This is a genomic window from Vibrio amylolyticus, from assembly GCF_023145695.1.
GTDB classification, from domain to species: domain Bacteria; phylum Pseudomonadota; class Gammaproteobacteria; order Enterobacterales; family Vibrionaceae; genus Vibrio; species Vibrio amylolyticus.
In genome coordinates this window covers 40039-63488 of sequence record NZ_JAJHVV010000004.1, presented here as the reverse complement: position 1 = coordinate 63488, position 23450 = coordinate 40039, and the positions used below count along the sequence as shown (strand labels likewise).

Below are 23450 nucleotides of genomic sequence, written 5' to 3'. Positions count from 1 at the left end.
GCATGTAATGTTGGCTTTTTTGCCCTTTGAGAGTTGCCTTTAACGGTTCGAGTGAGAGCTAAATGAAACCAACACAGTTAATTTTAGATGATATTTTACAAGAAGTTCGACCGTTAATTGGTCAAGGTAAAGTTGCAAATTACATCCCAGCGCTAGCTAAAATTGCCAATGATAAATTAGCGATTGCGGTGTACACCAACCAAGGTGAAGTGATTAAAGCTGGGGATGCCGATGATGCGTTCTCGATTCAATCTATCTCTAAAGCGCTCAGCCTTACTTTGGCGATGTCTTTGTATCAACCCGAAGAGATTTGGCAACGTGTAGGTAAAGAGCCTTCGGGGCAAGCCTTCAATTCAATGATTCAGTTAGAGATGGAGCAGGGTATTCCACGTAATCCGTTTATTAATGCGGGTGCGATTGTAGTTGCAGATCTTCTTCAAAGTCGCCTATCAGCTCCTAGGCAGCGCTTGTTGGATTTTGTCCGTCAGCTCTCTGGTGATACTCATATTGTTTACGACAAGGTCGTAGCAGCCTCTGAGATGATGCACAGTGATAGAAACGCAGCGATTGCTTATCTTATGCGTTCATTTGGTAATTTTGAAAATGACGTTATCCCTGTTTTGAATAATTATTTTCATGCTTGCGCGCTCAAAATGAGTTGTGTGGATCTCGCTAAGACATTCAGTTACTTAGCCAATAAAGGGACATCTGTACAGACTGGTAAACAGATCATTACTCCGACACAAACCAAGCAGTTGAATGCACTGTTGGCAACGTGTGGGCTGTATGACGGGGCGGGAGAGTTTGCTTATCGCGTTGGTATGCCTGGGAAGTCGGGTGTTGGCGGCGGAATTGTGGCCATTGTGCCTAATGAAATGAGTATTGCGGTTTGGTCTCCAGAGCTTGATGCATCTGGAAACTCATTGGCTGGTACTCAGGCGCTTGAGCTATTATCTGAGCGAATTGGTCGCTCTATCTTTTAGATCTTAGTTAAACCGTTTTAGGAGAGATGAGACTTCTTGAGCTAACCAACGGGTTATTTTTGCCTCTTTACTTGGCGTTGGGTAGTAGATACCAAAACGTCGAAAAGGCAATTCGTCAAATGGGATGTCAATCAGTTGGAGCTCTGCCGGTAACTCTTGCTCTGCGCCACTATGTATAGGCATAAACCCATCGCTGATCTTTAGTTTTTCATAGCATAACGTAATTTGATCAGACTGGAAGCTTACGCGAGTTTGAAGCCCTGATTCATCGAATATTCGTTCAACGTGACTCTTTTGATTCGCAAAGCTAGGTTGAATAGCGAGCACTAAAGGGAAATGGGAAAACTCTGACAACGTATGCGGAGATTTCGTTAAAGGGTGCTCTTTACGGACGCAGAATTTGAAATCAATGTCGCACACTGGTTTTTGGATAATCGATTTCGATATATCTAAAGGGTAGTAATTGATCGCTAAGTGGACATTCTTATTGATAAGGTCATTCTCAGTTTGCCATGTCCAATTCACAATTTTTAGTGTCGCATTAGGGACTAAAGAATTGAAATGTCGAATGATTGCTGTGCTATAGGGTTTATAGAATGTGGGGCTAATTGCAATGCAGATTGAGCCTGAAAATGTGTCATCAAAGACGTCTGCTTTGTTGCTCAGCATCTCCCCGATAGAATTGATCACATCAGGGAGTTGTTCCAAGATTTGCTCACAATATTCAGTGGGCTCTAATCCATTCTTATTTCGAACAAACATGTCATCGCCAAGTTGATGCCTGAGTTTTTTCAGCCCTTTACTGACTGCCGATTGAGTCACGAACATTCTTTCCGCCGCCTTACGGCTATTTCTCTCTTCTCCTATGATTTTTAAAAGAAGTAACAGATTAAGATCTAGGCTAAGTAGGTGACGCTCATCAATCATATTATTGCTACCATTATTCCATTTGGGAAAGTATTGAAGCTAAAGTACGCAATTATGTTAGCCCTAACATTCCATTTTGGAAAGTAATGAAGTCGATATATTCGCTTCAGAACGCCTAAGCATCGCTATAACATCATGGATAGAAAATAACTGTTCCCAATGGTGATATGATGAAAAAATTAGCTCTAGCGATGGCAATCAGTGCCGTAGCATTCGGTGCAACTGCACAAACTCAAGTTCCTATGTTAGGAGACAATATTCCAACGGTTAGCTCTGAAGGTTGGGCTGTTGATACTCAAGAAAAGTGGGGCGTAAGCCCAATTGAGTACATCCACATGGAGCACCAATTCTTCGCAAACTTGTTCCAACAACAAGTTGGTGTGAATGAGTTTTTCCACTTTAAAGAACTTTCAACTAAAGACATGGTTTGGGTTGTATCACCAAACCAAGACACGATTTACTCTGTAGCGGTTGTTGATGCGCGTCATGATTTCTCAGTAACGGTTCCAGATACTGGCGATCGTTTCATTTCTATTCAAGTACAAGACTTTAACCATACATATGTAGATTACCAAACCGGTGGCGGTGAGTATGCGTTTAAAGCGGAAGACATTAACACCGACTACGTGATCGTAGGTATCCGTATTGGTACCACAGCAACACCAGAAGATGCTAACCACATTGTGGAAGAGTACCAACCACAGCTAGCAATTAACTCTGAAGGGGAAGGCGAAGTTAACATCGTTGAGTTTGATTCTGCACTAATGCTAGAGATGCGTGGAGAGCTTGTTGAAGCATTCCAAGATGTTGACACTCCGTTTGGCTGGGTCGGTTACTCGCTAGATGACATCAAAAACTGGGAAGCAACAACGTATGTTATTGCAAACTCATTTGGTCTTTCTCACCATTCTACTGCAATGTACACCAATGGCTTCCCTGAGGCGAAAGGTGGTGACTGTTACTACGGTAAGTTCGAATCGATCCCACACGGCGCATTTGGCTCTGTAACGGTTTACGGCCACGATCGTTACCTAATGACGGACTATGCTGATGCCGCAACGTCTGTCGGTACTTATCACCATAACTGGCTTGAGAATGAAGACGGTACTTTTGAAATCATGTTTGGTGCACCTGAGTGTGCGGTTGAAGGAATGAACTTCCTAGCAACTCCAGATGATAACTGGCACTTCATGGTTCGTGCATACCAGCCTGACGTTGAAGCGATGTATGAATACCAAGTTCCAGTACTACAGCGCGTAGAGAAATAATTTCTCTTAGCCATGGTTTAAAATAGTAAAAAAAAGCGAGCATTTAGTTGCTCGCTTTTTTTGTTTTATTCGCTATCAGGCATAAATACTTCAATCAAGTCGTTGAAAAATAGTTTACCTTTCTCGGTGATCTGCCAATTCAGATCTGAATCAATCAAGTACCCTTTTTCAATCGCCCACTCGGTCATAGGTTTAATGCTTTCTAGGCTTAGCCCGGTTGTATCAATAAAGTCCTGCTTCGGACACGCTTCCATTAAACGAAAACGATTCATGAAAAACTCGAAGGGTCGATCTTCATCTTCAACTAAACTTTCGCCCGTTAAGTAAGGTTTGGTGAGATTTTGATAAGCGGCTAAATACCCTTTTGGATGCTTAACTTTAGTAGTGCGAACGATACGCCCATCTGCAAAGCTGAGTTTTCCATGCGAACCACAACCGATACCCAAATAATCGCCAAAGCGCCAGTAATTCAAATTATGCTGGCACTGAAATTCAGGTTTACTGTAGCCAGAAATTTCGTATTGAACATAACCTGCATCGCTGAGCTTTTGATGTCCTTGTTCAAAAATATCCCACAGGTCATCATCATCGGGAAGAGTCGGTGTTTTGTAGTAAAACAGAGTGTTCGGTTCAATGGTGAGCTGATACCACGAGAGATGCGGAGGATTAAGTGCTATCGCTTTATCAAGGTCACTCAGAGCTTCTTCAATACTTTGATCAGGTAGGCCGTGCATTAAATCAAGGTTAAAGCTGGTAAGCTCAATCTTGTGCGCTAACTGTGCCGCTTTTACCGCTTCTTGCTGCCCATGGATACGACCAAGACGCTCTAGTTTCTCTTGTTCAAAGCTCTGTACGCCAATCGATATTCGAGTGACGCCCGCCGCTTTATAGCCAGTAAAACGCTCTGCTTCAACGGTCCCTGGGTTCGCTTCCATGGTGATTTCTATGTCACGTTTAAATGGAATTCGAGACTCAATTCCTCGCAATAGGCTATCGATACCTTCCGCGGAAATAAGGCTAGGAGTACCACCACCAATGAAGATTGAATGAATTGGACGTATATTGTCGTTAAGTTGATAGCGTTCGATATCGCTATCAAGATCCTCGAGAAGCGCAGCGATATATTCTTGCTCTGGAATGTTCCCCTTCAACGCATGTGAATTAAAATCGCAATATGGGCATTTTTGTACACACCAAGGGATGTGTACATACAAGCTAAGTGCTGGTGGTTTTAGCATTGTGTCGGTCACTTACTTTTCAAGTGCAGAAAACAGGCTTTTAAGCGCTTTGCCACGGTGAGAAAGCTGCTTCTTACGTACTGAGTCCAGTAATGCCGAAGCACAGCTTTCTTCTGGTACGTAGAAAATTGGGTCATAACCAAAACCATTTTCACCTTCAGGTTTCGTTAGAATGCTACCTTCCCATTTACCGTGGCACACAATTGGAGTTGGGTCATTTTCATGACGCATTAGCACTAAAACGCAGTGAAAGCGGGCAGTGCGCTGATCTTGTGGGGCATCTTTCATTGCCTCAAGTAGTTTTTCTAGGTTCTCAAGATCGGTAGCTCCTTCGCCAGCATAACGTGCTGAGTAAACACCAGGTGCGCCTTGAAGAAAGTCGACCTCTAGTCCTGAATCATCGGCAATAGCCGGAAGCCCGGTCTCTTTTGCGGCGTGGCGAGCTTTGATAATGGCATTTTCAATAAACGTAGTACCCGTTTCAGCAACGTCTGAAACGTTAAATTCACTTTGAGCGACCACATCAAAACCGAAGTCTGATAAAAGGTCTGCCATTTCACGAACCTTGCCTTGATTGCCTGTTGCTAATACTAATTTCTTCATGATTTTCTCAAATGTATTGGATGGAGAGATATTTACTCTTCAACATAGAATTTTTGTTGGAACGTCAACGGTCCTGCCCCTGCATTCCCTGCGTGTACATCAATATTAAATGTAAGCACTTCTTCGTTACTGATAGGAAATTCAGCGAGATAGTAGATGGCATCGGCTTCTTTTATTTCTCGAAACGTTAACTGGCGAGTTTGGCCAATAAGGTTTCGTGCGCTGCCGGATATTTCCGCTGTCGTTGCTGGTTTACCTAATTGAGAGTTATCCAACACGCTGATGTTCAAAATGGCAGAGTAACCATTACGCTTTAGCTTGTAACTGGTCGCTACCTCTTTGGTGAGGAAGGTGGAGTTAAAGGCGGAGTAGTGTACTTCGACATCTTTAATTGTCGTAAATTGCCCTGCCCACGTTGGTGCGACGAGTAGAGCACTAATAAGTAAGGTGATCCATTGAGTCATTAAGCGTTCCTTATCTAAATTCACAAATTAAAAAGCCATCATAAGATGGCTTCGATATCGCTAGGGATGAGAGTTGGGCTTTGAACTCTTATCTGTTTATGCCGCCCAAGCTCACCTTTTTCTATATCAATTAACCCTTTCGCGACTTTAAACTGTTTGGAAAGAAACTTAGTCAAATGTGCGTTCGCTTTCCCATCAACAGGAGGAGCGGTAATGGCAATTTTCAGTTCATTGCCATGCACGCCAACGATTTTGTCTCGACTTGCTTTAGGCTGAATGTAGAGCCTTAAAACAATATCGTGGCCGTCTTTCCAAGCCGCCAAATCTTTACAAGCGGCTAAAGGCATTATAGTTGATGCCAGATTGGACCGATTAAGTCACCCATCAAGAAATTCGCAAATTGTAGACCAATAAACAGAACCAGAACACTCAAGTCAAAGCCACCCATTGCCGGCAGAATTCGACGAATTGGTGCAAGCATTGGCTCGGTTAATTGATGGAATACATACTCAATTGGGCTACGACCTTGGCTTACCCAGCTTAAAATTGCTCGAATCAGTAGAACCCAGAATAGAAGGCCACCTGCTGCCTTTAGCAGAGACAGTAAACCTAAAAATAGGAAATCAGCACTAAATACAAATGCGCCACTGGAGTTTACCAGTACCAACGCAACGAACTTAAGTACGCAAAGCACGTAGGCAAATAGAATGGTTGCTAGGTCGATGCTGCCAATGGATGGGATCACACGGCGAAGCGGCGCAACAACGGGTTGAGTCGCTTTAACTATGAATTGTGAAAACGGGTTATAGAAATCAGCGCGCGAAGCTTGTAGCCAGATACGCAACATGACAACCATGATGTATAGGTCAAATAACGTTGAAATTAAAAAACTCATTGAGCTCATAACTAGTCCTTAAGACAAAGTGAAATCGTTTGTATCAAACGGTTAAATTAAAATTCTTTTTCCATCTCTTGTGCTCTAGCAACAGCAGCTTGCATCGCTTTAGCAACAATATCTGAAAGTTGGTGTTCGTTAAATGTTCTTAGTGCTTCAGCGGTTGTACCGCCTTTTGAAGTGACTTGTTCGCGCAAAGTGGACAACTGAGTATCAGGATTGGCGACAACCATTTCTGCGGCACCTAGTGCTGATTGCTGAACAAGCATACGCGCCGTTGATTCATCAAAACCTTGTGCTACGGCTTCTGCCTGCATTGCTTCCATAAACAAGAAGAAATAAGCAGGGGCACTGCCTGCTGCTGCAATGATGTTATTGATGCCAGACTCTTGCTCTACCCAGCAAACTTTACCGACAGCGCTCATAAGCTCGGCAGAAAACTGTTTATCTTGCTGTTTTACATCACTTGCGGCGTATAGACCGCTCATTCCTTGTCCAAGCAAAGAAGGTGTATTAGGCATTACGCGCACAAGGCTTAATTCGGTATCAAACATTTCATTTAGGCGAGCAGCACTAATGCCAGCTGCAATAGAGATAACTAACTTCTCGCTGTAATCAACATCGCGTAACTCACTGCTAACGACTTCCATTAATTGTGGCTTAACGGCCATTACGACAACATCGGCCTCTTTTACTGCACTGAGGTTATCAGACTGAGTATTGATGCCATATTGGTCACTTAAAAAATCAAGTTTTGGTTGGCTAGGGTTGGTTGCAGTGATTAACGACGCTGGGTATCCACTAGCCACAAGGCCAGCAATGATTGAGCGCGTCATATTTCCTGCGCCAACAAAGGCGATCTTCTTATGTTCCATGTTATCTAACCTAATAGTTGTGAGCGTTAAACCTTTACACCTGTGGAGGCTAAGAGCTTTTTGGGTAGTCTCGTGCGCCAAAAATAGCGGTACCAATACGAACCATTGTACTACCGGCATGAATTGCGGCGTCCATATCGCCACTCATTCCCATTGAGAGAGTGTCAATATTGTCATGCTTATCAGCCAGTTGTTGTTTTAATTCTGCCAGTTTTTCAAATTCAGCCAACTGAGATTGGTAATCAGGCACGTTTGCTGGAATCGACATCACTCCTCTTAAGGTGAGGTTAGGTAGTGATGAAATCAACTCAGCAAGTGTAAAAATATCGTTGCCACTTATCCCTGACTTACTCTGTTCACCGCTAGTGTTTACCTGAATAAGCACTTGCAAAGGTGGCATATTTTCAGGTCTTTGATCATTTAAGCGTTGAGCTGTTTTCGTTCGGTCTATGGTATGAACCCAGTCAAAATGCTCGGCGACAAGTCGAGTTTTATTGGATTGAATTGGGCCGATAAAGTGCCATTCAAGATCAAGCTCTGGGTGAGTTTGATTGAAGTGTTTTACTTTATCGACACCTTCTTGTACGTAATTTTCACCAAATGTGCGCTGTCCACACTGGGCCGCATCGAGAATTGCCTCTATAGGCTTAGTCTTACTCACCGCTAAAAGTTGCACGGACTCTCGAGGTCGTCCACACTTTTGTTGTGCGCTTTCAATCTGTGAGGTGATATGTTCAATATTTTGTTGAATACTACTCATGGCTACTTTACTAAGGAAAATTAATGGATATCGCAGAGTTACTGGATTTTAGTGTAAAGCATAATGCTTCAGATCTACACCTTTCTGCAGGCGTTCCTCCAATGGTACGTATAGATGGTGAAGTAAGAAAGCTCGGTGTGCCTGCATTTAGTCATGCTGATGTACATCGACTGGTTTTTGAGATCATGAACGATGCCCAGAGAAGTGAGTATGAAGAGAAACTCGAAGTGGATTTTTCATTTGAACTGCCTAACGTCGGTCGTTTTCGTGTTAATGCCTTTAATCAAGCGCGTGGTAGCTCAGCCGTATTTCGTACTATCCCTGTCGACATTCCGACGTTAGAGCAAATTGAAGCCCCAGAGATTTTTGAGAAAATATCCAACTATGAAAAAGGATTGATATTGGTCACAGGACCGACGGGTTCAGGTAAATCAACAACGCTTGCGGCCATGGTTGACTATATTAACCGTAATCACAATAAGCACATTTTGACGATTGAAGATCCGATTGAGTTTGTTCATGAGAATAATAAATGCTTAGTGAACCAACGTGAAGTACATCGTGATACCCATAGCTTCAAAAATGCGTTACGTAGTGCGTTGCGTGAAGATCCTGACGTAATTTTGGTTGGGGAACTTCGAGATCAAGAGACGATCAGCTTGGCCTTGACCGCTGCGGAAACAGGACACTTGGTGTTTGGTACCTTACACACCAGTTCAGCGGCTAAAACAGTCGACAGGATTATTGATGTCTTTCCTGGTAGCGATAAAGACATGGTTCGTTCCATGCTATCTGAATCCATGCGAGCGGTTATTGCGCAGAAATTATTGAAACGTGTCGGTGGTGGGCGTATTGCGTGCCATGAAATCATGCTGGCAACGCCGGCTATTCGGAACTTGATTCGAGAAGATAAAGTCGCTCAGATGTATTCGATTATTCAAACCGGTGCGGCTCACGGCATGCAAACGATGGAACAAAATGCGAAACAGCTTATTGCTAAAGGCGCAGTCGATGCTGAAGAAGTACAAAAGAAAATTGAAGTTGAAACATCTCTGTTTTAATTCAGTTGAGCGTTTAAATTAGATGATTATTGAGAGAAGTTGAGATGGAATTGAATCAGTGTTTACAAGCAATGCTTACCGAAAAAGCGTCGGATGTATATATCACGGTTGGCGCACCTATTTTATTACGCGTGGATGGTGAACTACGAGCTCAGGGTGAGAAGCTTAATGAAGCACAGGTATTAAAACTTCTTGAGACCATGATGGATGAAGAGCGCGCTGCGGAATACAAACAAACAAAGGAAGCCAACTTTGCTATCGTTCGAGATATTGGCCGATTTAGAGTGAGTGCCTTCTATCAACGTGAGCTTCCTGGCGCAGTAATTCGACGTATTGAAACCAATATTCCAAGCTTTGATGATCTTAAGTTACCCGATGTTCTACAAGATCTTTCGATTGCCAAGCGAGGTTTGGTGTTAGTGGTCGGGGCTACTGGTTCAGGTAAGTCAACGACGATGGCTGCAATGACGGGTTATCGAAATAATCATCGAACCGGTCATATTTTAACGGTTGAAGACCCTATTGAGTTTGTTCATGAACATCAACGTTGCATCGTGACGCAACGTGAGGTCGGGCTTGATACTGAAAGCTATGAAGTCGCGCTAAAAAACTCACTTCGTCAAGCCCCTGATATGATTTTGATTGGAGAAATCCGTAGCCGTGAAACCATGGAATACGCGATGACGTTCGCTGAAACGGGGCATCTATGCATGGCGACATTGCATGCGAATAACGCCAACCAAGCGCTAGAGCGTATTTTGCACCTTGTTCCTAAAGAGCAAAAGGAACAGTTTTTGTTTGATCTCTCTATGAATTTAAAAGGGGTGATTGGTCAGCAGCTGATTCGAGATAAGAATGGCAAAGGGCGTCATGGTGTATTTGAAGTGTTGTTGAATAGTCCGAGGATTTCGGATCTTATTCGCCGCGGCGATCTTCATGAATTGAAAGCGACCATGGGTAAGTCCAAAGAGATCGGCATGCAGACGTTCGATCAAGCGCTCTATCAATTGGTGATCGACGATAAGATCAGTGAACAAGATGCGATGCACAGTGCGGATTCAGCGAATGATCTAAGGTTGATGTTAAAGACGCAGCGTGGTGAGAGTTTTGATTCAGGGAATCTAGATAACGTTAAGATCGACATGGGTTAGAGCATGTTAGGCGAAAAAATATGATTCGAAAAAAGCTTGGTGAGAACCAAGCTTTTTTATTGTAGTAGTGGTATTAACCGTGACTATTCACCCCATTGGGTTTCAAACCAGCTCTCTAAAATAACCACTGCAGACTGACAATCAACGTTACCCTTGCTCAGCGCTTTGTAGCCGCCCATATTGAACAGATCTGAACGCGCTTCAGTGGTTGAAAGTCTTTCATCATGAAGTTCAACTGGAACCCCATAGCGGCCAAAGAGCCGATTAGCGAACTTCTTCGCTCTCGGGGTAATTGTTTCTAGATCCTTACCATGCAGATCGGTAGGTAAGCCAACAATGATTAAGTTGGGCTGCCACTCTTTAATGAGCTTTTCTATATCATCCCACTGTGGGATGCCATCTTTCGCTTTAAAGGCCTTCAGCGGTGAAGCGGTACCAGTAATATCTTGGCCAATCGCACTGCCAATACTTTTAGTACCGTAGTCAAAAGCCATAATTGTTCGAGACATCTAATATTCCAAAATGGACTTAAAAAGGGTGTATTAGTTTAGTTTAATACGTTTACGTCGATTAGGCGTGACCAGTTTGCGTTGATAACTGAGCAGCATCAATGCCAAGCATTTGAACGGCAGCGCGCCAACGCTCACGGATCGGTGTGTTAAATATCACGTCAGGATCGGCTTCTATAGTCAGCCATGAATTTTCAGCAAGCTCGACCTCTAGCTGGCCAGCTTCCCAACCAGAATACCCTAATGCAATAAGATAACTGTTAGGTTCAGCTTCAGTGCCAAGCACTTCGAGAATATCTTTAGAGGTAGTGACGGAGATTTGGTCAGTCATTTTGATGCTCGACTCATACTCGTCTTTCGGCTGGTGGAGAATAAAGCCACGATCTTCTGAGACAGGGCCACCGTTTAGTACGGGCTTCTCTAAGCTGTCGCTATTGAGCTGAGGCTGGCTCGGTTCAATATCGACCTTTTTAAGCATGCCACCGACGGTGATATCAATGGGCGCATTGATGACAAGCCCCATTGCACCTTCTTGGTTATGTTCACATACGTAAATCACTCGGTGCTGAAAATAGGGATCTTCCATTCCCGGCATAGCCACTAAGAAATGATTAGTTAGATTCATAACAACTCCAATCATGAAGTGGGCAGCAAGCTGCCCAAATATCGTTACGCTTTCAAGCGGCGCTCAATTGCGTCCATCAATTTACCGGTAATTGAAATTCCGAATTCAGCCTCAATTTCACGAATGCAAGTTGGGCTGGTTACGTTTATTTCAGTTAACCTATCGCCTATAACGTCTAAGCCTACAAAAATCAGGCCCTTTTCTTTTAATGTTGGAGCGACAGCTAATGCTATCTTTTTATCTGTTTCGCTCAGAGGTCGTGCTTCACCACGTCCACCTGCTGCCAAATTACCTCGCGTTTCCCCTTTTGCTGGGATACGAGCAAGTACAAATGGCATTGGCTCACCATCAACCACTAATATACGCTTATCACCGTTACTGATGTCTGGAACAAACGTTTGTGCCATCGCATAGTTCTGGCCGTGATTGGTGAGTGTTTCAATGATCACGTTCACGTTAGGATCGCCCGCTTTAACGCGGAAGATCGATGCACCACCCATGCCATCAAGGGGTTTTAAGATTACATCGCCGTGCTCTTGCTGAAATTGTTTAATCTTCTGTGCTTTACGGGTCACTATGGTCGTTGGCGTCAGCTCAGGGAACCAAGCCGTGAACAGTTTTTCATTACAGTCACGTAAGCTCTGTGGCTTATTGACGATTAAGGTCCCTTTCTCTTCCGCTCGCTCCAAAATATAGGTCGCGTAGATGAACTCAGTATCAAAAGGAGGATCTTTACGCATCAATACTGCGTCGAGTTCAGCTAACTTGATCGTCTGCTCGGATTTAAATTCGTACCAACCGTTTGGATCTTCTTTAAGTTCGACGACTTTTGTATCAGCGATGGCTTCGCCTTGATCTAAGTGTAGATCATTCATCTCCATATAGTGGATTTCATAGCCGCGACGCTGAGCTTCTAGCATCATGGCAAAGCTTGAATCTTTTTTAATGTTAATGGATGAGATCGGATCCATCACAATACCCAGTTTAATCATTGAAATTCTCCAGTTAGCCGAGATCGCCAAAACGAACTTGTAGGGCGGTAATAGCAGTCAGTGCTGCGGTTTCTGTACGTAATACTCGTGGGCCAAGTAATGTCTCTTCAAATTGATACTCTTGAGTCATATCAATTTCTTGCGAAGAGAGCCCACCTTCTGGGCCAATTAATAAGCGAACTTTGCTAATTGGCTCAGGGAGTGTATTGATAGAGTAGTTTGCTCTTGGGTGTAGATTGAGTTTAAGCGCGTCAGTTTGCTCGGCGCACCACTGTTCAAGTGGCATGATTGGGCGAATAACAGGTACCGTATTTCGGCCACATTGTTCGCAGGCGCTGATGGCTATCTTCTGCCATTGCGCGAGTTTCTTTTCAAAGCGCTTAGTATCTAATTTAACGCCGCAACGCTCGGAAATAAGAGGGGTGATGGTATTCACACCAAGCTCTACCGATTTTTGAATGGTGAACTCCATTTTATCGCCACGTGAAATGACTTGTCCTAAATGAAGATCTAAAGGGGATTCACTACTGCGCTCGATACGCTCGGACAGCTCTACAGTAACTCGCTTCTTTCCCGCTTCGTGAATCACCGCTGGGAACTCAGCACCACTGCCGTCAAACAGAAGCACTTCTTGTCCCGCTTTCATTCGTAAAACACGCCCAATATGCCCAGCTGCATCATCATCAAGATCGAGCAAACCAAGTTGTGAAATAGGATGTGGGTGATAGATACGAGGGGTTCTCATAAAGAGTTCCTAAGCGAGAAATAGTTATGCCCTAACATGGATGCTTTATCGCTAAAAAACAAGGCTTCGAGAGGATTTAACTCATGATTATCAATGAATCATGGCGGTACTAGATTTCTATGTAGTTAGGTAGAGTAATCGTTAAGCAGAAGAAAAGCTAAGCAGGATAAAAGTTAAGCAGAGTAAACCAATGTTTGTTGGCAGGCTTGGCAGCGATACGTCGCCTGTTGTCTGAGTATTTTATTATGACGTCGAATAGAGAGTAAATGCTCAGTGCAGTCACAGGCGTATTGGAACGTTTTACCTTGCACAGAATCGACGGAGAAATTATGGGTTGTTTTAGAGTTAAGCCCAAAGACTTGAGTCATCACGCTCTGCCACTCTTTACCGTGGGGTCTCACTCGACCAAATTGGTGAAAGGTGATTAGGTGAGCCACTTCATGAGCAATCACATCATTTAGGAATGCGTCTGGATTCTCTGCAAACAGTATTGGATTTAAACGTATCTCCCACAGCTGAAGGTAGGCTTTCCCCGCTGCTTTTCCGCGAAGTTTATAGTTAAGCGTTGGCATCTTGAAGGCATGGTGAAAGTACTGTGACGCTTTATCAATACACGACTTTAGTTCAGTTTGTGCACGGTAATGAAGTTCAAAGTTGTCCACGGTAATCTTTTGCTCCTAAGCACTCTTAACTTTGGTCTCAACGAAATAAAAAAGCCTCAGCGTTGTAGCTGAGGCGAAGATAATAGCATTAAAACATGGAGGTGAAAGGTTGGAGACCTTTATATGTTGTGTTTCTTTTTAATGGTTTCATGGTAACCATGCCATGTAGCGTAACCTAAAATTGGCATAGTGAAAAACATCCCGATACCGTAGGTAGAAAAGCCGATTAAAATACCGCCGGTAATTACTAACGCCCAAACGATCATCGCGGGGATATTGCTTTTTACGGCATTGAAGCTTGAGAAAACCGCACTCATCACATCAACACGTTTTTCCATCATGAGTGGAATAGAGAAGGCCGAAATACTAAAGATAATCGCGGCAAAAGCAAAACCGGCCAGAGAGCCAATAATGAGAAATGGTGCAAATTCAGTCAGTGACGCACCTTGTACCGCAGGGTAAAGTGCATGAATTAAAGCGGCAACTCGCATCCAGAAGATCATGGCGACAGTCAGCAAGACAGCAAAGGCCCACTGTGAGGTTGAGTTTCGGGTGATAGCACGCATCGAGTGCATAAGACTCGGTTGGTGGCCTTTCTCTCTTTCCCAGCTCGCATCATACATACCAAGAGCCAAAAACGGGCCAATGAGCATATACACAATGAGGCTTGGCATAACAACAAGGTGTGTGCCTTGCCATTGAACCAGAAGCACAATACCGACCGCCGCTGCCATAAAGCAGACCCCATAAAACATACTAATGAGTGGCATGCGAATGAAGTCATTCACGCCGAGCGCTAACCAGTGGAAAGGCGCGGTCACACTGAGCTGATTACAGGGTAGGGTTCGAGCGTATTCACTATCCGGAATTTTTTTATCTTTTGTTTCAAAATCTGATGGGTTCACCGTACGAGGCATACACCCTCCTTGATCTATTCTCGTTAATTGTTGCCGACTTTTCACTTGCCGACTGACGAATTTGAGGTGGTTTATCAAAGTAGTAGAACGCTTGAACTCTTGCTCTGCAAAACAATCCACATCAACTTTTGTACTTGTGGTTACGGTCGTGCTTTAAGTAACCATTTGATATTGAAATAATAGGCTGAGGCTAAAGTGTGTCTCTCTAATCGCAAAGCTAGAGCTTTAGAAGAAAGTACATTTAACACTTTATTAACTATTGGTGGGAATAGAAAAAAACACAAATTTTTTGATGAAAAATTAAGCTAAAACAAGAAAGCCCCTGCAAATATGCAAGGGCTTTATGTATTCCGTTGGTGGCTGCTAGTTACTTAAGGCCAGCGAACTCACGTAGCATTGCAGCTTTATCGGTTGCTTCCCAAGGGAACTCTTCACGACCGAAGTGGCCGTAAGCTGCCGTCTTCTTATAGATAGGCTGAAGAAGGTTAAGCATCTCTTGTAAGCCGTATGGGCGAAGATCGAAGTTTTGGCGAACCGCTTCAACGATGATTTGCTGTGATACTTTCTCAGTACCAAATGTTTCAACCATGATAGACGTTGGATCAGCAACACCGATAGCGTAAGAAAGTTGGATCTCACAACGGTCAGCCATGCCTGCTGCAACGATGTTTTTCGCAACGTAACGTGCTGCGTATGCTGCAGAACGGTCAACTTTTGAAGGATCTTTACCTGAGAATGCACCGCCACCGTGACGAGCTGCGCCGCCGTAGGTATCAACAATGATCTTACGACCTGTTAGACCACAGTCACCCATTGGGCCACCGATAACAAAACGACCGGTTGGGTTGATGAAGAAGTTAGTCTCTTTATTGATCCACTCTGAAGGAAGAACTGGTTTGATGATCTCTTCCATTACCGCTTCACGTAGGTCTGGTGTAGAAACATCATCGCTGTGCTGAGTTGAAAGAACAACCGCATCAATACCAACAATCTTACCTTGATCGTATTGGAAGGTTACTTGAGATTTAGCATCTGGGCGAAGGAAGTTTAGTTTGCCGCTCTTACGTACTTCGGCTTGCTTTTCAACAAGACGGTGAGAGTAAGTAATTGGAGCTGGCATTAGAATTGGTGTTTCGTTTGTTGCGTAACCAAACATGATGCCTTGGTCGCCCGCCCCTTGATCTTTCGGGTCCGCTTTATCTACGCCTTGGTTGATGTCAGGAGATTGCTTACCAATCGTGTTAAGTACCGCACATGAATCGGCATCAAAGCCCATGTCTGAACCCGTGTAGCCAATCTCACGAACGGTTTGACGAGTGATCTCTTCGATATCAACCCAAGCGGAAGTGGTGATTTCACCACCAACCATAACCATACCGGTTTTAACGTAAGTCTCACACGCTACGCGAGCTTTTGTATCTTGTTCCAAGATGGCATCAAGAACAGCATCAGAGATTTGGTCTGCAATTTTGTCTGGATGACCTTCTGAAACAGACTCAGAAGTGAATAGGTGCTTAGCCATGAGAGCTCCACTAATTTGGTTGTGTATGATGAATTTTAGCATTCACCACAATAAAAATTGATAAATAATGTAGGTGTTTCTACATCTAGACGGCTATTTTAATTTTGCCGTTACTAATTACAAGCTCTTTTTTGGATATCTCATAACTAAACGTTTGCGTATGAAATAAGTTATTTGATGGGATGAATGGTTCGAGTTGTGAAAATAGTTGGAAATTTGAGCTAAATCTCCAGTAAAACGTTTGCAGTCAATAGGGCGCTTTGAGAGAATATGACGCCTGAATTCCACGAATAATTCAGATTCCACTATTTTTTAAATCGCATACGCACTCAGGAGCAGACATGCCTTCTCGTAAAGATCTAGCCAATGCAATCCGCGCACTTAGCATGGATGGTGTTCAACAAGCTAACTCAGGCCACCCAGGCGCACCTATGGGTATGGCTGACATCGCTGAAGTTCTTTGGCGTGGTCACTTGAACCACAACCCACAAAACCCAGAGTGGGCAGATCGCGACCGTTTTATTCTTTCTAATGGTCACGGCTCCATGCTGATTTATTCTCTGCTTCACTTAGCAGGTTATGAGCTTTCAATTGAAGACCTTAAAAACTTCCGTCAACTGCACTCTAAGACTCCAGGTCACCCTGAGTACGGTTACGCTCCTGGTATCGAAACAACGACAGGTCCTCTAGGTCAAGGCATTACCAACGCGGTTGGTATGGCGCTGGCTGAAAAATCACTCGCAGCACAGTTCAATAAAGAAGGTCACGATATCGTTGATCACTTTACCTATGCATTTATGGGTGATGGCTGTCTGATGGAAGGTATCTCTCACGAAGCGTGTTCTCTAGCGGGTACGCTAGGTCTTGGTAAGCTAGTCGCTTTCTGGGATGACAACGGTATTTCTATCGATGGTGAAGTTGAAGGTTGGTTCTCTGACGACACACCTAAGCGTTTTGAAGCGTACGGCTGGCACGTAATTCCAGCGGTTGATGGTCACGATCCAGAAGCAATCAATGCGGCAATTGAAGCAGCAAAAGCGGAAACTGGTCGTCCAACATTAATTTGTACTAAAACTATCATCGGTTTTGGTTCGCCAAACAAAGCAGGCTCTCACGATTGTCACGGTGCTCCACTGGGTCATGAAGAGATTGCCGCTGCTCGTGAATTCCTTGGTTGGAACCACGGTCCTTTCGAAATCCCAGCTGATATCGCAGCAGAGTGGGATGCGAAAGAAGCAGGCGCAGCAAAAGAAGCAACGTGGAATGCTAAGTTTGACGCTTACGCTGCCGCTTACCCTGAGCTTGCTGCTGAGTTTAAACGTCGTGTAAATGGCGAGCTTCCTGCACAGTGGGAAGAGAAGACAAGCAAGATCATTGCTGACCTTCAAGCAAACCCGGCAAACATCGCTTCACGTAAAGCTTCTCAAAATGCACTAGAAGCGTTTGGTCAAATGCTTCCAGAGTTTATGGGTGGCTCTGCTGACTTAGCACCTTCTAACCTGACTATGTGGTCTGGCTCTAAATCTCTAACGGCTGATGATGCGTCTGGCAACTACATTCACTACGGTGTACGTGAGTTTGGTATGACAGCTATCATGAACGGCATGGCTCTGCACGGTGGTTTCGTACCATACGGCGCAACTTTCCTAATGTTCATGGAATACGCTCGTAATGCTATGCGTATGGCTGCTCTGATGAAAGTTCAGAACATCCAAGTGTATACGCATGACTCTATCGGTCTTGGTGAAGATGGTCCAACGCACCAACCTGTTGAACAGATCGCTTCTCTACGTCTAACTCCAAACATGAGCACATGGCGTCCATGTGACCAAGTTGAATCAGCAGTGGCTTGGAAACTAGCTGTAGAGCGTAAAGATGGTCCTTCTGCACTTATCTTCTCTCGTCAAAATCTAGCGCAGCAAGATCGTAATGCTGAGCAAGTAGCAAACATCGCTAAGGGTGGTTACATCCTGAAAGATTGTGAAGGCAAACCAGAGCTTATTCTTATCGCAACCGGTTCTGAAGTTGAGCTAGCGGTTAACGCGGCGGCTGAACTAACTGCTGAAGGTAAGAAAGTACGTGTAGTCTCTATGCCTGCAACTGACGCTTTCGACAAGCAAGACGCTGAGTACCGCGAGTCTGTACTTCCATCTGACGTGACGGCTCGTATCGCTGTAGAAGCTGGCATTGCAGACTTCTGGTACAAGTACGTTGGCTTTGGTGGCAAGATCATCGGTATGACAACATTTGGTGAGTCTGCACCAGCAGGTGAACTATTTAAGATGTTTGGTTTTACAACTGAGAATGTTGTGAATACAGCAAAAGAGTTACTGGCTTAATTTAAGCGAGACTTTTGAAATCAGAGGCCTAGCAGTTTGCTAGGCCTTTTTTATTCCCTTATTTTTGTTATATCTTTAGCTATTGATATTCCTTATACTTTAGCAAACTTGATCTAGCGCAATTTTACTATGCAAATCTCTTTAGCAGGCTTATGGCAACTCTCGCCATTGACCGACCTGTCGATTCCTCAAGATGACATCACTTTTCCTGCCCCTCTTAGCGCAGTTTTACCTAATACGTTATCTGAAGAAGCCATTGCTGAACAAGAGTGGCATTTAATGCATGATGTTGAAGTTGATGAAACAATGCTAGCGAACTCAGCCATTGATCTGGTTATTTCAGGGATTGGCCATCATGCAGAAATCAGAGTCAATGGAGAGGCGGTGTTTGACTGTGATGAATTCCGTGAGAGTTATCGAAAGGATATTTTACCGTATCTTCAGCTAGGTCGTAATCGCTTTGAGATTTTGTTTCTTGAGCAAGATGAAGATTGGTTACTTGAGGAAGAGCAGAATGAATTGAGTCATCTCTCTGAATTGCTGGATAAAGAAGATGAAACTCGCATCGGTATTTGGCAGACGCCTTATTTAGAGGTGTTACCGACGGCTCGAATTGAGCAAGTTGACGCTGAGCTAGTGAACCACCAAGTTGGTGGCTGTGAAGTCTTGGTTCATCTTAAATATCAGGCCTTCAAGCCTGGCTTACTCTCTGCTCAAATCAAATTTAATGGCATGACCTACCGTCTTCCTTTGGATGTTAGAGCGTCGAAAACCAGTGCGGTCTTTCAGTTAGATGCCCCAATGTTTATCGATCCAGAGTATTTTGTTCGATCCGATTGTTACTTGTTGGATGTTCAGTTAGAAAATAGCCATAGGGCTTATCAGGTTGGGTTATTTGATAGGTATGATCAGGGTAATAGCGCTCAACAATATATGAAAGAGCTTCACCTTTACCCTCAGAATTAGTCTTAACTATGAATTAGTGAGCACATTGCCATTGTTGCGGGTGCTTACGTTGCCATACTTTTTCGTGGAAGTAGTATGCGCAGGTATTAAAAGCAGGCTCTATCGTGGCCATGATACCACCAACCAACGCATCCCCTGTAAGCAGATAGACCACGCCAAACGCAACACTGAAGTGGACGACAGCGAAACTCATTGTTTTCATTTTTGTTGAACGAGCAAACTGTTTTAGTAATTGCCATTGATTCCAGACTTTCTCATGAAAGTAGAAGGCGACCGTATTAACGGTGGGTTCAATCATAGCAATCAAGCTACCGATTAGAATGTCGCCAGTCAAAATATACGCAACACTAAAAGCAATAGTGAAATGAATAGCGGCAAAGTTTAGTGTTTTTTTCATCGGATAATTCTCTAATCGGTCATTGTTTCGTTGTGATTATTATTGAGAATTACTCGCATTTAGTGAAATCGATGTTGTCTATTACTTCAATCAGGAAAACCGATGCCATACTCATATGATGGCTTGACGTTTTTGGGGGAGGGTAGAAGTAAAAAAGCGCAACCTTCTTGTTTAGAAGATTACGCCTTTCTTCATAGCTTAAGAGCTATCTCGTTTGAGCCGCAGCTTAGAACGGGTTGAAAGCTAGTTCTGAGGTTTGATCACCATGACATTGATACGTGAGTTCTGAACCACTTTACTGGCCACAGATCCTAATACGACATTGTCAATTTTTGAGCGTTTATGGCTAGGCATTACGATCAAATCGGCACCGAGTTTTTCTGCATACTCTAAGATAGTTGAGTATGGTTTACCCTCAGCCACGTGAACCTTGTAGACAATCTTCTCATCGATATTTTGATCAGCAAACTGTCTCAACTGCGCTTTGACATCTTCTTTCATCTTCTGTGCGGCGTCTTTTGGGAAATAGGTCGCAACCATCGACATATGTATCCCTGGTAACACGTTAAGCAGGTGTATCTGGGCTTTTGAATGTTGTGCATGCCATACAGCCAGTTCAACCGCTTTATCTGAAAAGCCTTTATCATTTAAATCGACAGGAACAAGGATTTGTTTATACATTATTATTACTCTTGATAATTGGGTCTTAGACCCATTCAATCCTTTCTATTATTGACCTTATCTCACCGAACTTAAACGTTGTTAATTTGTCAGTAAAGATAAGGTCATCTCATTACGCGCTTAACTCTTCCTTTCTAGCGCGCCTTCTTTGATTTAACCCTAGAACAATTAAGATAATAAGGGTAGGAGCAAATACCCACTCTTTCATTGGTCTATCGGCATCTTGGATCACAGATTTTATTTCCCAGTCGAAATCGATACCAGCTGCTTCTGCCGGGCTTCCAAATTCGACCATATCTACTATCATCTTGCCTTCAGATTCCGTGAGCATTAATCCCATTGAAGAAATTCGTTCTTCGCTTGTGAGAGCGGAATCTTCGAACGGAAGACGAACGGTTTTTTCAGAGTAATTCCCTTCTAAATTTTCGCCTCCTACTCTTAATTCAAGAGATTGTCCCACAGATAGCCCTTCTGTTATTTGAACAATCTCAGCACCAGGAGAGATAACTTTTTCTGGGTAAAGCATATCCCACCAGAATCCTGGTCGGAAGAATGAGAAGGTCAGCACGAGAAGCAGGATTGTCTCCCACCATTTGTTTTTAGTGAACCACCAACCTTGAGTCGCGGCAGCGAAAATGAGTACTGCTGTTACTGAAGAAAAGATGGTTAAAAATAAATGCCACCAAGAATCAATGCCCATCAATAGTAACTGGGTATTAAAGATAAACATAAATGGCAAAATTGCAGTTCGAATGTCGTAGGTAAAACCTTGGATACCCGTTCGAATTGGGTCAGATTTCGCGATAGCTGCCGCCGCAAACGCCGCTAAACCGACTGGAGGGGTATCATCAGCAAGAATACCGAAATAGAACACAAATAAGTGAACGGCAATCAATGGAATGATAAGACCATGCGCGGCGCCAAGTGTAACGATAACAGGTGCCATCAAGGTCGAAACAACAATGTAGTTCGCTGTTGTCGGAAGCCCCATACCTAAGATCAAGCTAATAACAGCAGTAAACAACAGCATAAGAAGGATGTTACCGCCTGAGATAAACTCGACAAAGTCGGTCATAACAAGCCCTATACCGGTTAGCGTTACTACGCCAACAACTGTCCCTGCGGCTGCAGTCGCAACACCAATACCGATCATGTTACGAGCACCAGATACTAAGCTTTCTGCTAAATCGACAAAGCCTGCTTTTACTTGTTCAGAAACATTGTCAGATTTAGACATAATCGCCATCAGTGGACGCTGAGTAATCAAGATAAATATCATGAAGACGGTAGCCCAAAACGCAGACAGACCTGGAGAAAAACGTTCGACAGTTAAGCACCACACCAGTACCACGATTGGAAGTAGGAAGTGCAGGCCTGACTTAATGGTTGGTCCTGGATCTGGGACCTCGGTTAGGTCAGCATCAAGATCCATTCCGCCTTCTGAATATTTCGAAGAGATGCGAACGAGCCCAACATAAGCCAGTAATAATGCAATCGTCACTATTGGTGTCGCCGCATTGCCAAAGACATCTTTAGTCCAACCCACACCGTAGTACACAATTGCACTCATTACACCTAAGCCGATAATTGTGCCAGTGAATGAGAGAATGCTTTGAATCCAAGTTGGTGTGTGGCGACGTGGAAGGCCCGTCATACCCGCTTTACACGCTTCTAAGTGAACGATGTAGATAAGGGCAATATAAGAGATCAGTGCAGGTAGAAGCGCCGCTTTAATGACTTCTACGTATGAGATTCCCACATACTCAACCATTAAGAATGCAGCAGCACCCATGATTGGTGGCGTTAGCTGACCATTGGTCGACGCTGCAACTTCTACAGCACCCGCTTTTGTTCCCGGAAAGCCGACTCGCTTCATGAGAGGGATGGTAAAGGTACCTGTTGTTACTACGTTCGCGATTGAAGAACCTGAAACAAGGCCTGATAAGCCAGAAGCAACTACTGCCGCTTTTGCTGGGCCGCCTTTCATGTGACCAAGCAGAGAGAAAGCCACTTTTATAAAGTAAGCACCAGCGCCAGCGCGCTCGAGCATGGCCCCAAACAGTACAAACAAGAAAACAAATGAGGTAGAAACACCAAGCGCGACGCCAAATACACCCTCAGTTGTTAACCAAAGATGGGACATCGCTTTGTTCAGGCTCGCCCCTTTATGGGCGATGACATCTGGCATATGTGGACCGCCAAATGTGTAGAGCAAGAAAACAGCGGCAACCACCATTAATGGTGGACCTAGCGCTCGCCTTGTTGCCTCGAGTAGAAGCACCATACCTGTAACGGCAGCAACAATATCCGCTGTCGTCGGTGCGCCAGAGCGGCCCGCGAGTTCGGTATAAAAGAGATAAATATAAGCTGCAGAGAAACTCCCCGCGAGAGCCAGTAACCAGTCAATGATTGGAATATGGTCACGTGAAGAATTCTTTGACGCAGGATAAGCTGTAAAGGCCAAAAATATAGCGAAAGTAAGATGAATGGCACGAGCTTGAGTGTCATTGAGTACAGCAAAATTAAAAATGAATGGTAGCGGAGACGCATACCAAAGTTGGAACAGTGACCAACATAGCGGTACAAACCAAAGAACACGCCCAGGAATCCCCTTTGGATTGCGCGCGCCTGTATCGGATTGTGCCACCATTTCTTGCACATCTTGAGACGGTGTTGTTGTCTGCGTCATGTACTTTGTCCTTATTATCGATGGTCTGGTTTAACTATAGTGCGCCTGAGTGTCTCTCTGAGATCAAAGGTCGATATTTTTCGACCGACACAGCACTAGTGGTAGTAATTATAGATGTTAATTGAGGTTGATTTTCTAGCAGTTAAAATCAATTAGGGGTGCAATTATCAAGGAGGCGTTA

24 protein-coding genes are annotated in these 23450 nt (G+C 44.0%); 6 read left to right on the top strand and 18 right to left on the bottom strand.

The features are described 5' to 3' along the window. Positions 1-62: 62 nt before the first annotated feature. Positions 63-983 (top strand): glutaminase B, encoded by a 921-nt coding sequence (gene glsB / locus KP803_RS07145; protein ID WP_248008167.1) that lies wholly within the window; start codon positions 63-65, stop codon positions 981-983. Between the two features lie 3 nt (positions 984-986). On the opposite strand, the gene KP803_RS07140 is transcribed toward glsB, so the two are convergent. Further along, positions 987-1910: a LysR family transcriptional regulator gene (locus tag KP803_RS07140; RefSeq protein ID WP_248008166.1), complete on the bottom strand. Its 924-nt coding sequence runs from the start codon at positions 1908-1910 to the stop codon at positions 987-989. Between the two features lie 170 nt (positions 1911-2080). Here KP803_RS07140 and KP803_RS07135 point away from each other — a divergent pair, with 170 nt between their 5' ends. After that, positions 2081-3178, top strand: coding sequence for a DUF1254 domain-containing protein (locus tag KP803_RS07135; protein WP_248008165.1), 1098 nt, complete (start codon positions 2081-2083; stop codon positions 3176-3178). Between the two features lie 65 nt (positions 3179-3243). Here KP803_RS07135 and hemW read toward each other — a convergent pair whose 3' ends face one another. The 7 genes from hemW to KP803_RS07100 are packed head-to-tail and all read right to left on the bottom strand — an operon-like array spanning position 3244 to position 8013. After that, a complete protein-coding gene (gene hemW / locus KP803_RS07130; RefSeq protein ID WP_248008164.1) occupies positions 3244-4416 on the bottom strand; it encodes a radical SAM family heme chaperone HemW in 1173 nt (390 codons plus the stop codon). A gap of 12 nt (positions 4417-4428) precedes the next feature. Further along, a complete protein-coding gene (locus tag KP803_RS07125; RefSeq protein ID WP_248008163.1) occupies positions 4429-5019 on the bottom strand; it encodes an XTP/dITP diphosphatase in 591 nt (196 codons plus the stop codon). Between the two features lie 32 nt (positions 5020-5051). Beyond that, entirely contained in the window at positions 5052-5483 is a 432-nt protein-coding gene (locus tag KP803_RS07120) for a DUF4426 domain-containing protein (RefSeq protein WP_248008162.1), read from the bottom strand. A 38-nt stretch (positions 5484-5521) separates the two neighbouring features. Further along, the gene (gene yggU / locus KP803_RS07115; protein ID WP_248008161.1) at positions 5522-5830 is read right to left on the bottom strand and encodes a DUF167 family protein YggU; all 309 of its coding nucleotides are present in this window, start codon (positions 5828-5830) and stop codon (positions 5522-5524) included. After that, a complete protein-coding gene (locus KP803_RS07110) occupies positions 5830-6387 on the bottom strand; it encodes a YggT family protein (protein WP_248008160.1) in 558 nt (185 codons plus the stop codon). The genes yggU and KP803_RS07110 overlap by 1 nt, the downstream gene beginning before the upstream one ends. A gap of 47 nt (positions 6388-6434) precedes the next feature. Further along, a complete protein-coding gene (proC, locus tag KP803_RS07105; protein WP_282437216.1) occupies positions 6435-7373 on the bottom strand; it encodes a pyrroline-5-carboxylate reductase in 939 nt (312 codons plus the stop codon). Next, the gene (locus tag KP803_RS07100; RefSeq protein ID WP_248008158.1) at positions 7303-8013 is read right to left on the bottom strand and encodes a YggS family pyridoxal phosphate-dependent enzyme; all 711 of its coding nucleotides are present in this window, start codon (positions 8011-8013) and stop codon (positions 7303-7305) included. Before KP803_RS07100 ends, proC begins: the two co-directional genes overlap by 71 nt. Before the next feature lie 23 nt (positions 8014-8036). Between KP803_RS07100 and KP803_RS07095 the strand changes: the two genes are divergently transcribed. Both KP803_RS07095 and KP803_RS07090 read left to right on the top strand, forming a co-directional pair. Next, positions 8037-9074, top strand: a complete 1038-nt coding sequence (locus KP803_RS07095) for a type IV pilus twitching motility protein PilT (protein WP_248008157.1) — start codon at positions 8037-8039, stop codon at positions 9072-9074. 44 nt (positions 9075-9118) lie between these two features. After that, positions 9119-10225 (top strand): PilT/PilU family type 4a pilus ATPase, encoded by a 1107-nt coding sequence (locus KP803_RS07090; protein ID WP_248008156.1) that lies wholly within the window; start codon positions 9119-9121, stop codon positions 10223-10225. A gap of 83 nt (positions 10226-10308) precedes the next feature. On the opposite strand, the gene ruvX is transcribed toward KP803_RS07090, so the two are convergent. The 7 genes from ruvX to metK form a co-directional block, all read right to left on the bottom strand. After that, entirely contained in the window at positions 10309-10734 is a 426-nt protein-coding gene (gene ruvX, locus KP803_RS07085; RefSeq protein WP_248008155.1) for a Holliday junction resolvase RuvX, read from the bottom strand. Between the two features lie 61 nt (positions 10735-10795). Further along, positions 10796-11359, bottom strand: coding sequence for a YqgE/AlgH family protein (locus tag KP803_RS07080; RefSeq protein ID WP_248008154.1), 564 nt, complete (start codon positions 11357-11359; stop codon positions 10796-10798). 44 nt (positions 11360-11403) lie between these two features. After that, complete coding sequence (gshB, locus tag KP803_RS07075; RefSeq protein ID WP_248008153.1) at positions 11404-12351, bottom strand: glutathione synthase; 948 nt, start codon at positions 12349-12351, stop codon at positions 11404-11406. 13 nt (positions 12352-12364) lie between these two features. Continuing rightward, positions 12365-13096: a 16S rRNA (uracil(1498)-N(3))-methyltransferase gene (gene rsmE, locus KP803_RS07070; RefSeq protein WP_248008152.1), complete on the bottom strand. Its 732-nt coding sequence runs from the start codon at positions 13094-13096 to the stop codon at positions 12365-12367. 173 nt (positions 13097-13269) lie between these two features. Next, positions 13270-13758, bottom strand: coding sequence for a SprT family zinc-dependent metalloprotease (locus tag KP803_RS07065; protein WP_248008151.1), 489 nt, complete (start codon positions 13756-13758; stop codon positions 13270-13272). 119 nt (positions 13759-13877) lie between these two features. Next, on the bottom strand, positions 13878-14675 hold the full coding sequence (locus KP803_RS07060) for a DUF2189 domain-containing protein (RefSeq protein WP_248008150.1): 798 nt from the start codon (positions 14673-14675) through the stop codon (positions 13878-13880). A gap of 367 nt (positions 14676-15042) precedes the next feature. After that, the gene (metK, locus tag KP803_RS07055; protein ID WP_248008149.1) at positions 15043-16197 is read right to left on the bottom strand and encodes a methionine adenosyltransferase; all 1155 of its coding nucleotides are present in this window, start codon (positions 16195-16197) and stop codon (positions 15043-15045) included. 341 nt (positions 16198-16538) lie between these two features. Here metK and tkt point away from each other — a divergent pair, with 341 nt between their 5' ends. Next, complete coding sequence (gene tkt, locus KP803_RS07050) at positions 16539-18536, top strand: transketolase (protein ID WP_248008148.1); 1998 nt, start codon at positions 16539-16541, stop codon at positions 18534-18536. A gap of 129 nt (positions 18537-18665) precedes the next feature. Continuing rightward, on the top strand, positions 18666-19502 hold the full coding sequence (locus KP803_RS07045) for a glycosyl hydrolase 2 galactose-binding domain-containing protein (RefSeq protein WP_248008147.1): 837 nt from the start codon (positions 18666-18668) through the stop codon (positions 19500-19502). Positions 19503-19515: 13 nt separating this feature from the next. Here the strand turns inward: KP803_RS07045 and KP803_RS07040 are convergent, their stop codons facing one another. From KP803_RS07040 to KP803_RS07030, 3 genes are all read right to left on the bottom strand, one after another. Next, positions 19516-19899 carry a DUF2061 domain-containing protein gene (locus KP803_RS07040; RefSeq protein WP_248008146.1) on the bottom strand — a complete coding sequence of 128 codons (384 nt, stop codon included), beginning with the start codon at positions 19897-19899 and terminating at the stop codon, positions 19516-19518. Positions 19900-20142: 243 nt separating this feature from the next. Beyond that, entirely contained in the window at positions 20143-20580 is a 438-nt protein-coding gene (locus tag KP803_RS07035; protein ID WP_248008145.1) for a universal stress protein, read from the bottom strand. 112 nt (positions 20581-20692) lie between these two features. Then, positions 20693-23269 carry a TRAP transporter permease gene (locus tag KP803_RS07030; protein ID WP_248008144.1) on the bottom strand — a complete coding sequence of 859 codons (2577 nt, stop codon included), beginning with the start codon at positions 23267-23269 and terminating at the stop codon, positions 20693-20695. Positions 23270-23450 lie beyond the last annotated feature (181 nt).

Excerpts from the sequence above, each read along its gene's own strand:
- glsB (WP_248008167.1), top strand. The coding sequence starts at position 63 with ATGAAACCAACACAGTTAATTTTAGATGATATTTTACAAGAAGTTCGA.
- KP803_RS07140 (WP_248008166.1), bottom strand. The coding sequence starts at position 1,910 with ATGATTGATGAGCGTCACCTACTTAGCCTAGATCTTAATCTGTTACTT.
- KP803_RS07135 (WP_248008165.1), top strand. The coding sequence starts at position 2,081 with ATGAAAAAATTAGCTCTAGCGATGGCAATCAGTGCCGTAGCATTCGGT.
- hemW (WP_248008164.1), bottom strand. The coding sequence starts at position 4,416 with ATGCTAAAACCACCAGCACTTAGCTTGTATGTACACATCCCTTGGTGT.
- KP803_RS07125 (WP_248008163.1), bottom strand. The coding sequence starts at position 5,019 with ATGAAGAAATTAGTATTAGCAACAGGCAATCAAGGCAAGGTTCGTGAA.
- KP803_RS07120 (WP_248008162.1), bottom strand. The coding sequence starts at position 5,483 with ATGACTCAATGGATCACCTTACTTATTAGTGCTCTACTCGTCGCACCA.
- yggU (WP_248008161.1), bottom strand. The coding sequence starts at position 5,830 with ATGCCTTTAGCCGCTTGTAAAGATTTGGCGGCTTGGAAAGACGGCCAC.
- KP803_RS07110 (WP_248008160.1), bottom strand. The coding sequence starts at position 6,387 with ATGAGCTCAATGAGTTTTTTAATTTCAACGTTATTTGACCTATACATC.
- proC (WP_282437216.1), bottom strand. The coding sequence starts at position 7,373 with ATGCCGGTAGTACAATGGTTCGTATTGGTACCGCTATTTTTGGCGCAC.
- KP803_RS07100 (WP_248008158.1), bottom strand. The coding sequence starts at position 8,013 with ATGAGTAGTATTCAACAAAATATTGAACATATCACCTCACAGATTGAA.
- KP803_RS07095 (WP_248008157.1), top strand. The coding sequence starts at position 8,037 with ATGGATATCGCAGAGTTACTGGATTTTAGTGTAAAGCATAATGCTTCA.
- KP803_RS07090 (WP_248008156.1), top strand. The coding sequence starts at position 9,119 with ATGGAATTGAATCAGTGTTTACAAGCAATGCTTACCGAAAAAGCGTCG.
- ruvX (WP_248008155.1), bottom strand. The coding sequence starts at position 10,734 with ATGTCTCGAACAATTATGGCTTTTGACTACGGTACTAAAAGTATTGGC.
- KP803_RS07080 (WP_248008154.1), bottom strand. The coding sequence starts at position 11,359 with ATGAATCTAACTAATCATTTCTTAGTGGCTATGCCGGGAATGGAAGAT.
- gshB (WP_248008153.1), bottom strand. The coding sequence starts at position 12,351 with ATGATTAAACTGGGTATTGTGATGGATCCGATCTCATCCATTAACATT.
- rsmE (WP_248008152.1), bottom strand. The coding sequence starts at position 13,096 with ATGAGAACCCCTCGTATCTATCACCCACATCCTATTTCACAACTTGGT.
- KP803_RS07060 (WP_248008150.1), bottom strand. The coding sequence starts at position 14,675 with ATGCCTCGTACGGTGAACCCATCAGATTTTGAAACAAAAGATAAAAAA.
- metK (WP_248008149.1), bottom strand. The coding sequence starts at position 16,197 with ATGGCTAAGCACCTATTCACTTCTGAGTCTGTTTCAGAAGGTCATCCA.
- tkt (WP_248008148.1), top strand. The coding sequence starts at position 16,539 with ATGCCTTCTCGTAAAGATCTAGCCAATGCAATCCGCGCACTTAGCATG.
- KP803_RS07045 (WP_248008147.1), top strand. The coding sequence starts at position 18,666 with ATGCAAATCTCTTTAGCAGGCTTATGGCAACTCTCGCCATTGACCGAC.
- KP803_RS07040 (WP_248008146.1), bottom strand. The coding sequence starts at position 19,899 with ATGAAAAAAACACTAAACTTTGCCGCTATTCATTTCACTATTGCTTTT.
- KP803_RS07035 (WP_248008145.1), bottom strand. The coding sequence starts at position 20,580 with ATGTATAAACAAATCCTTGTTCCTGTCGATTTAAATGATAAAGGCTTT.
- KP803_RS07030 (WP_248008144.1), bottom strand. The coding sequence starts at position 23,269 with ATGACGCAGACAACAACACCGTCTCAAGATGTGCAAGAAATGGTGGCA.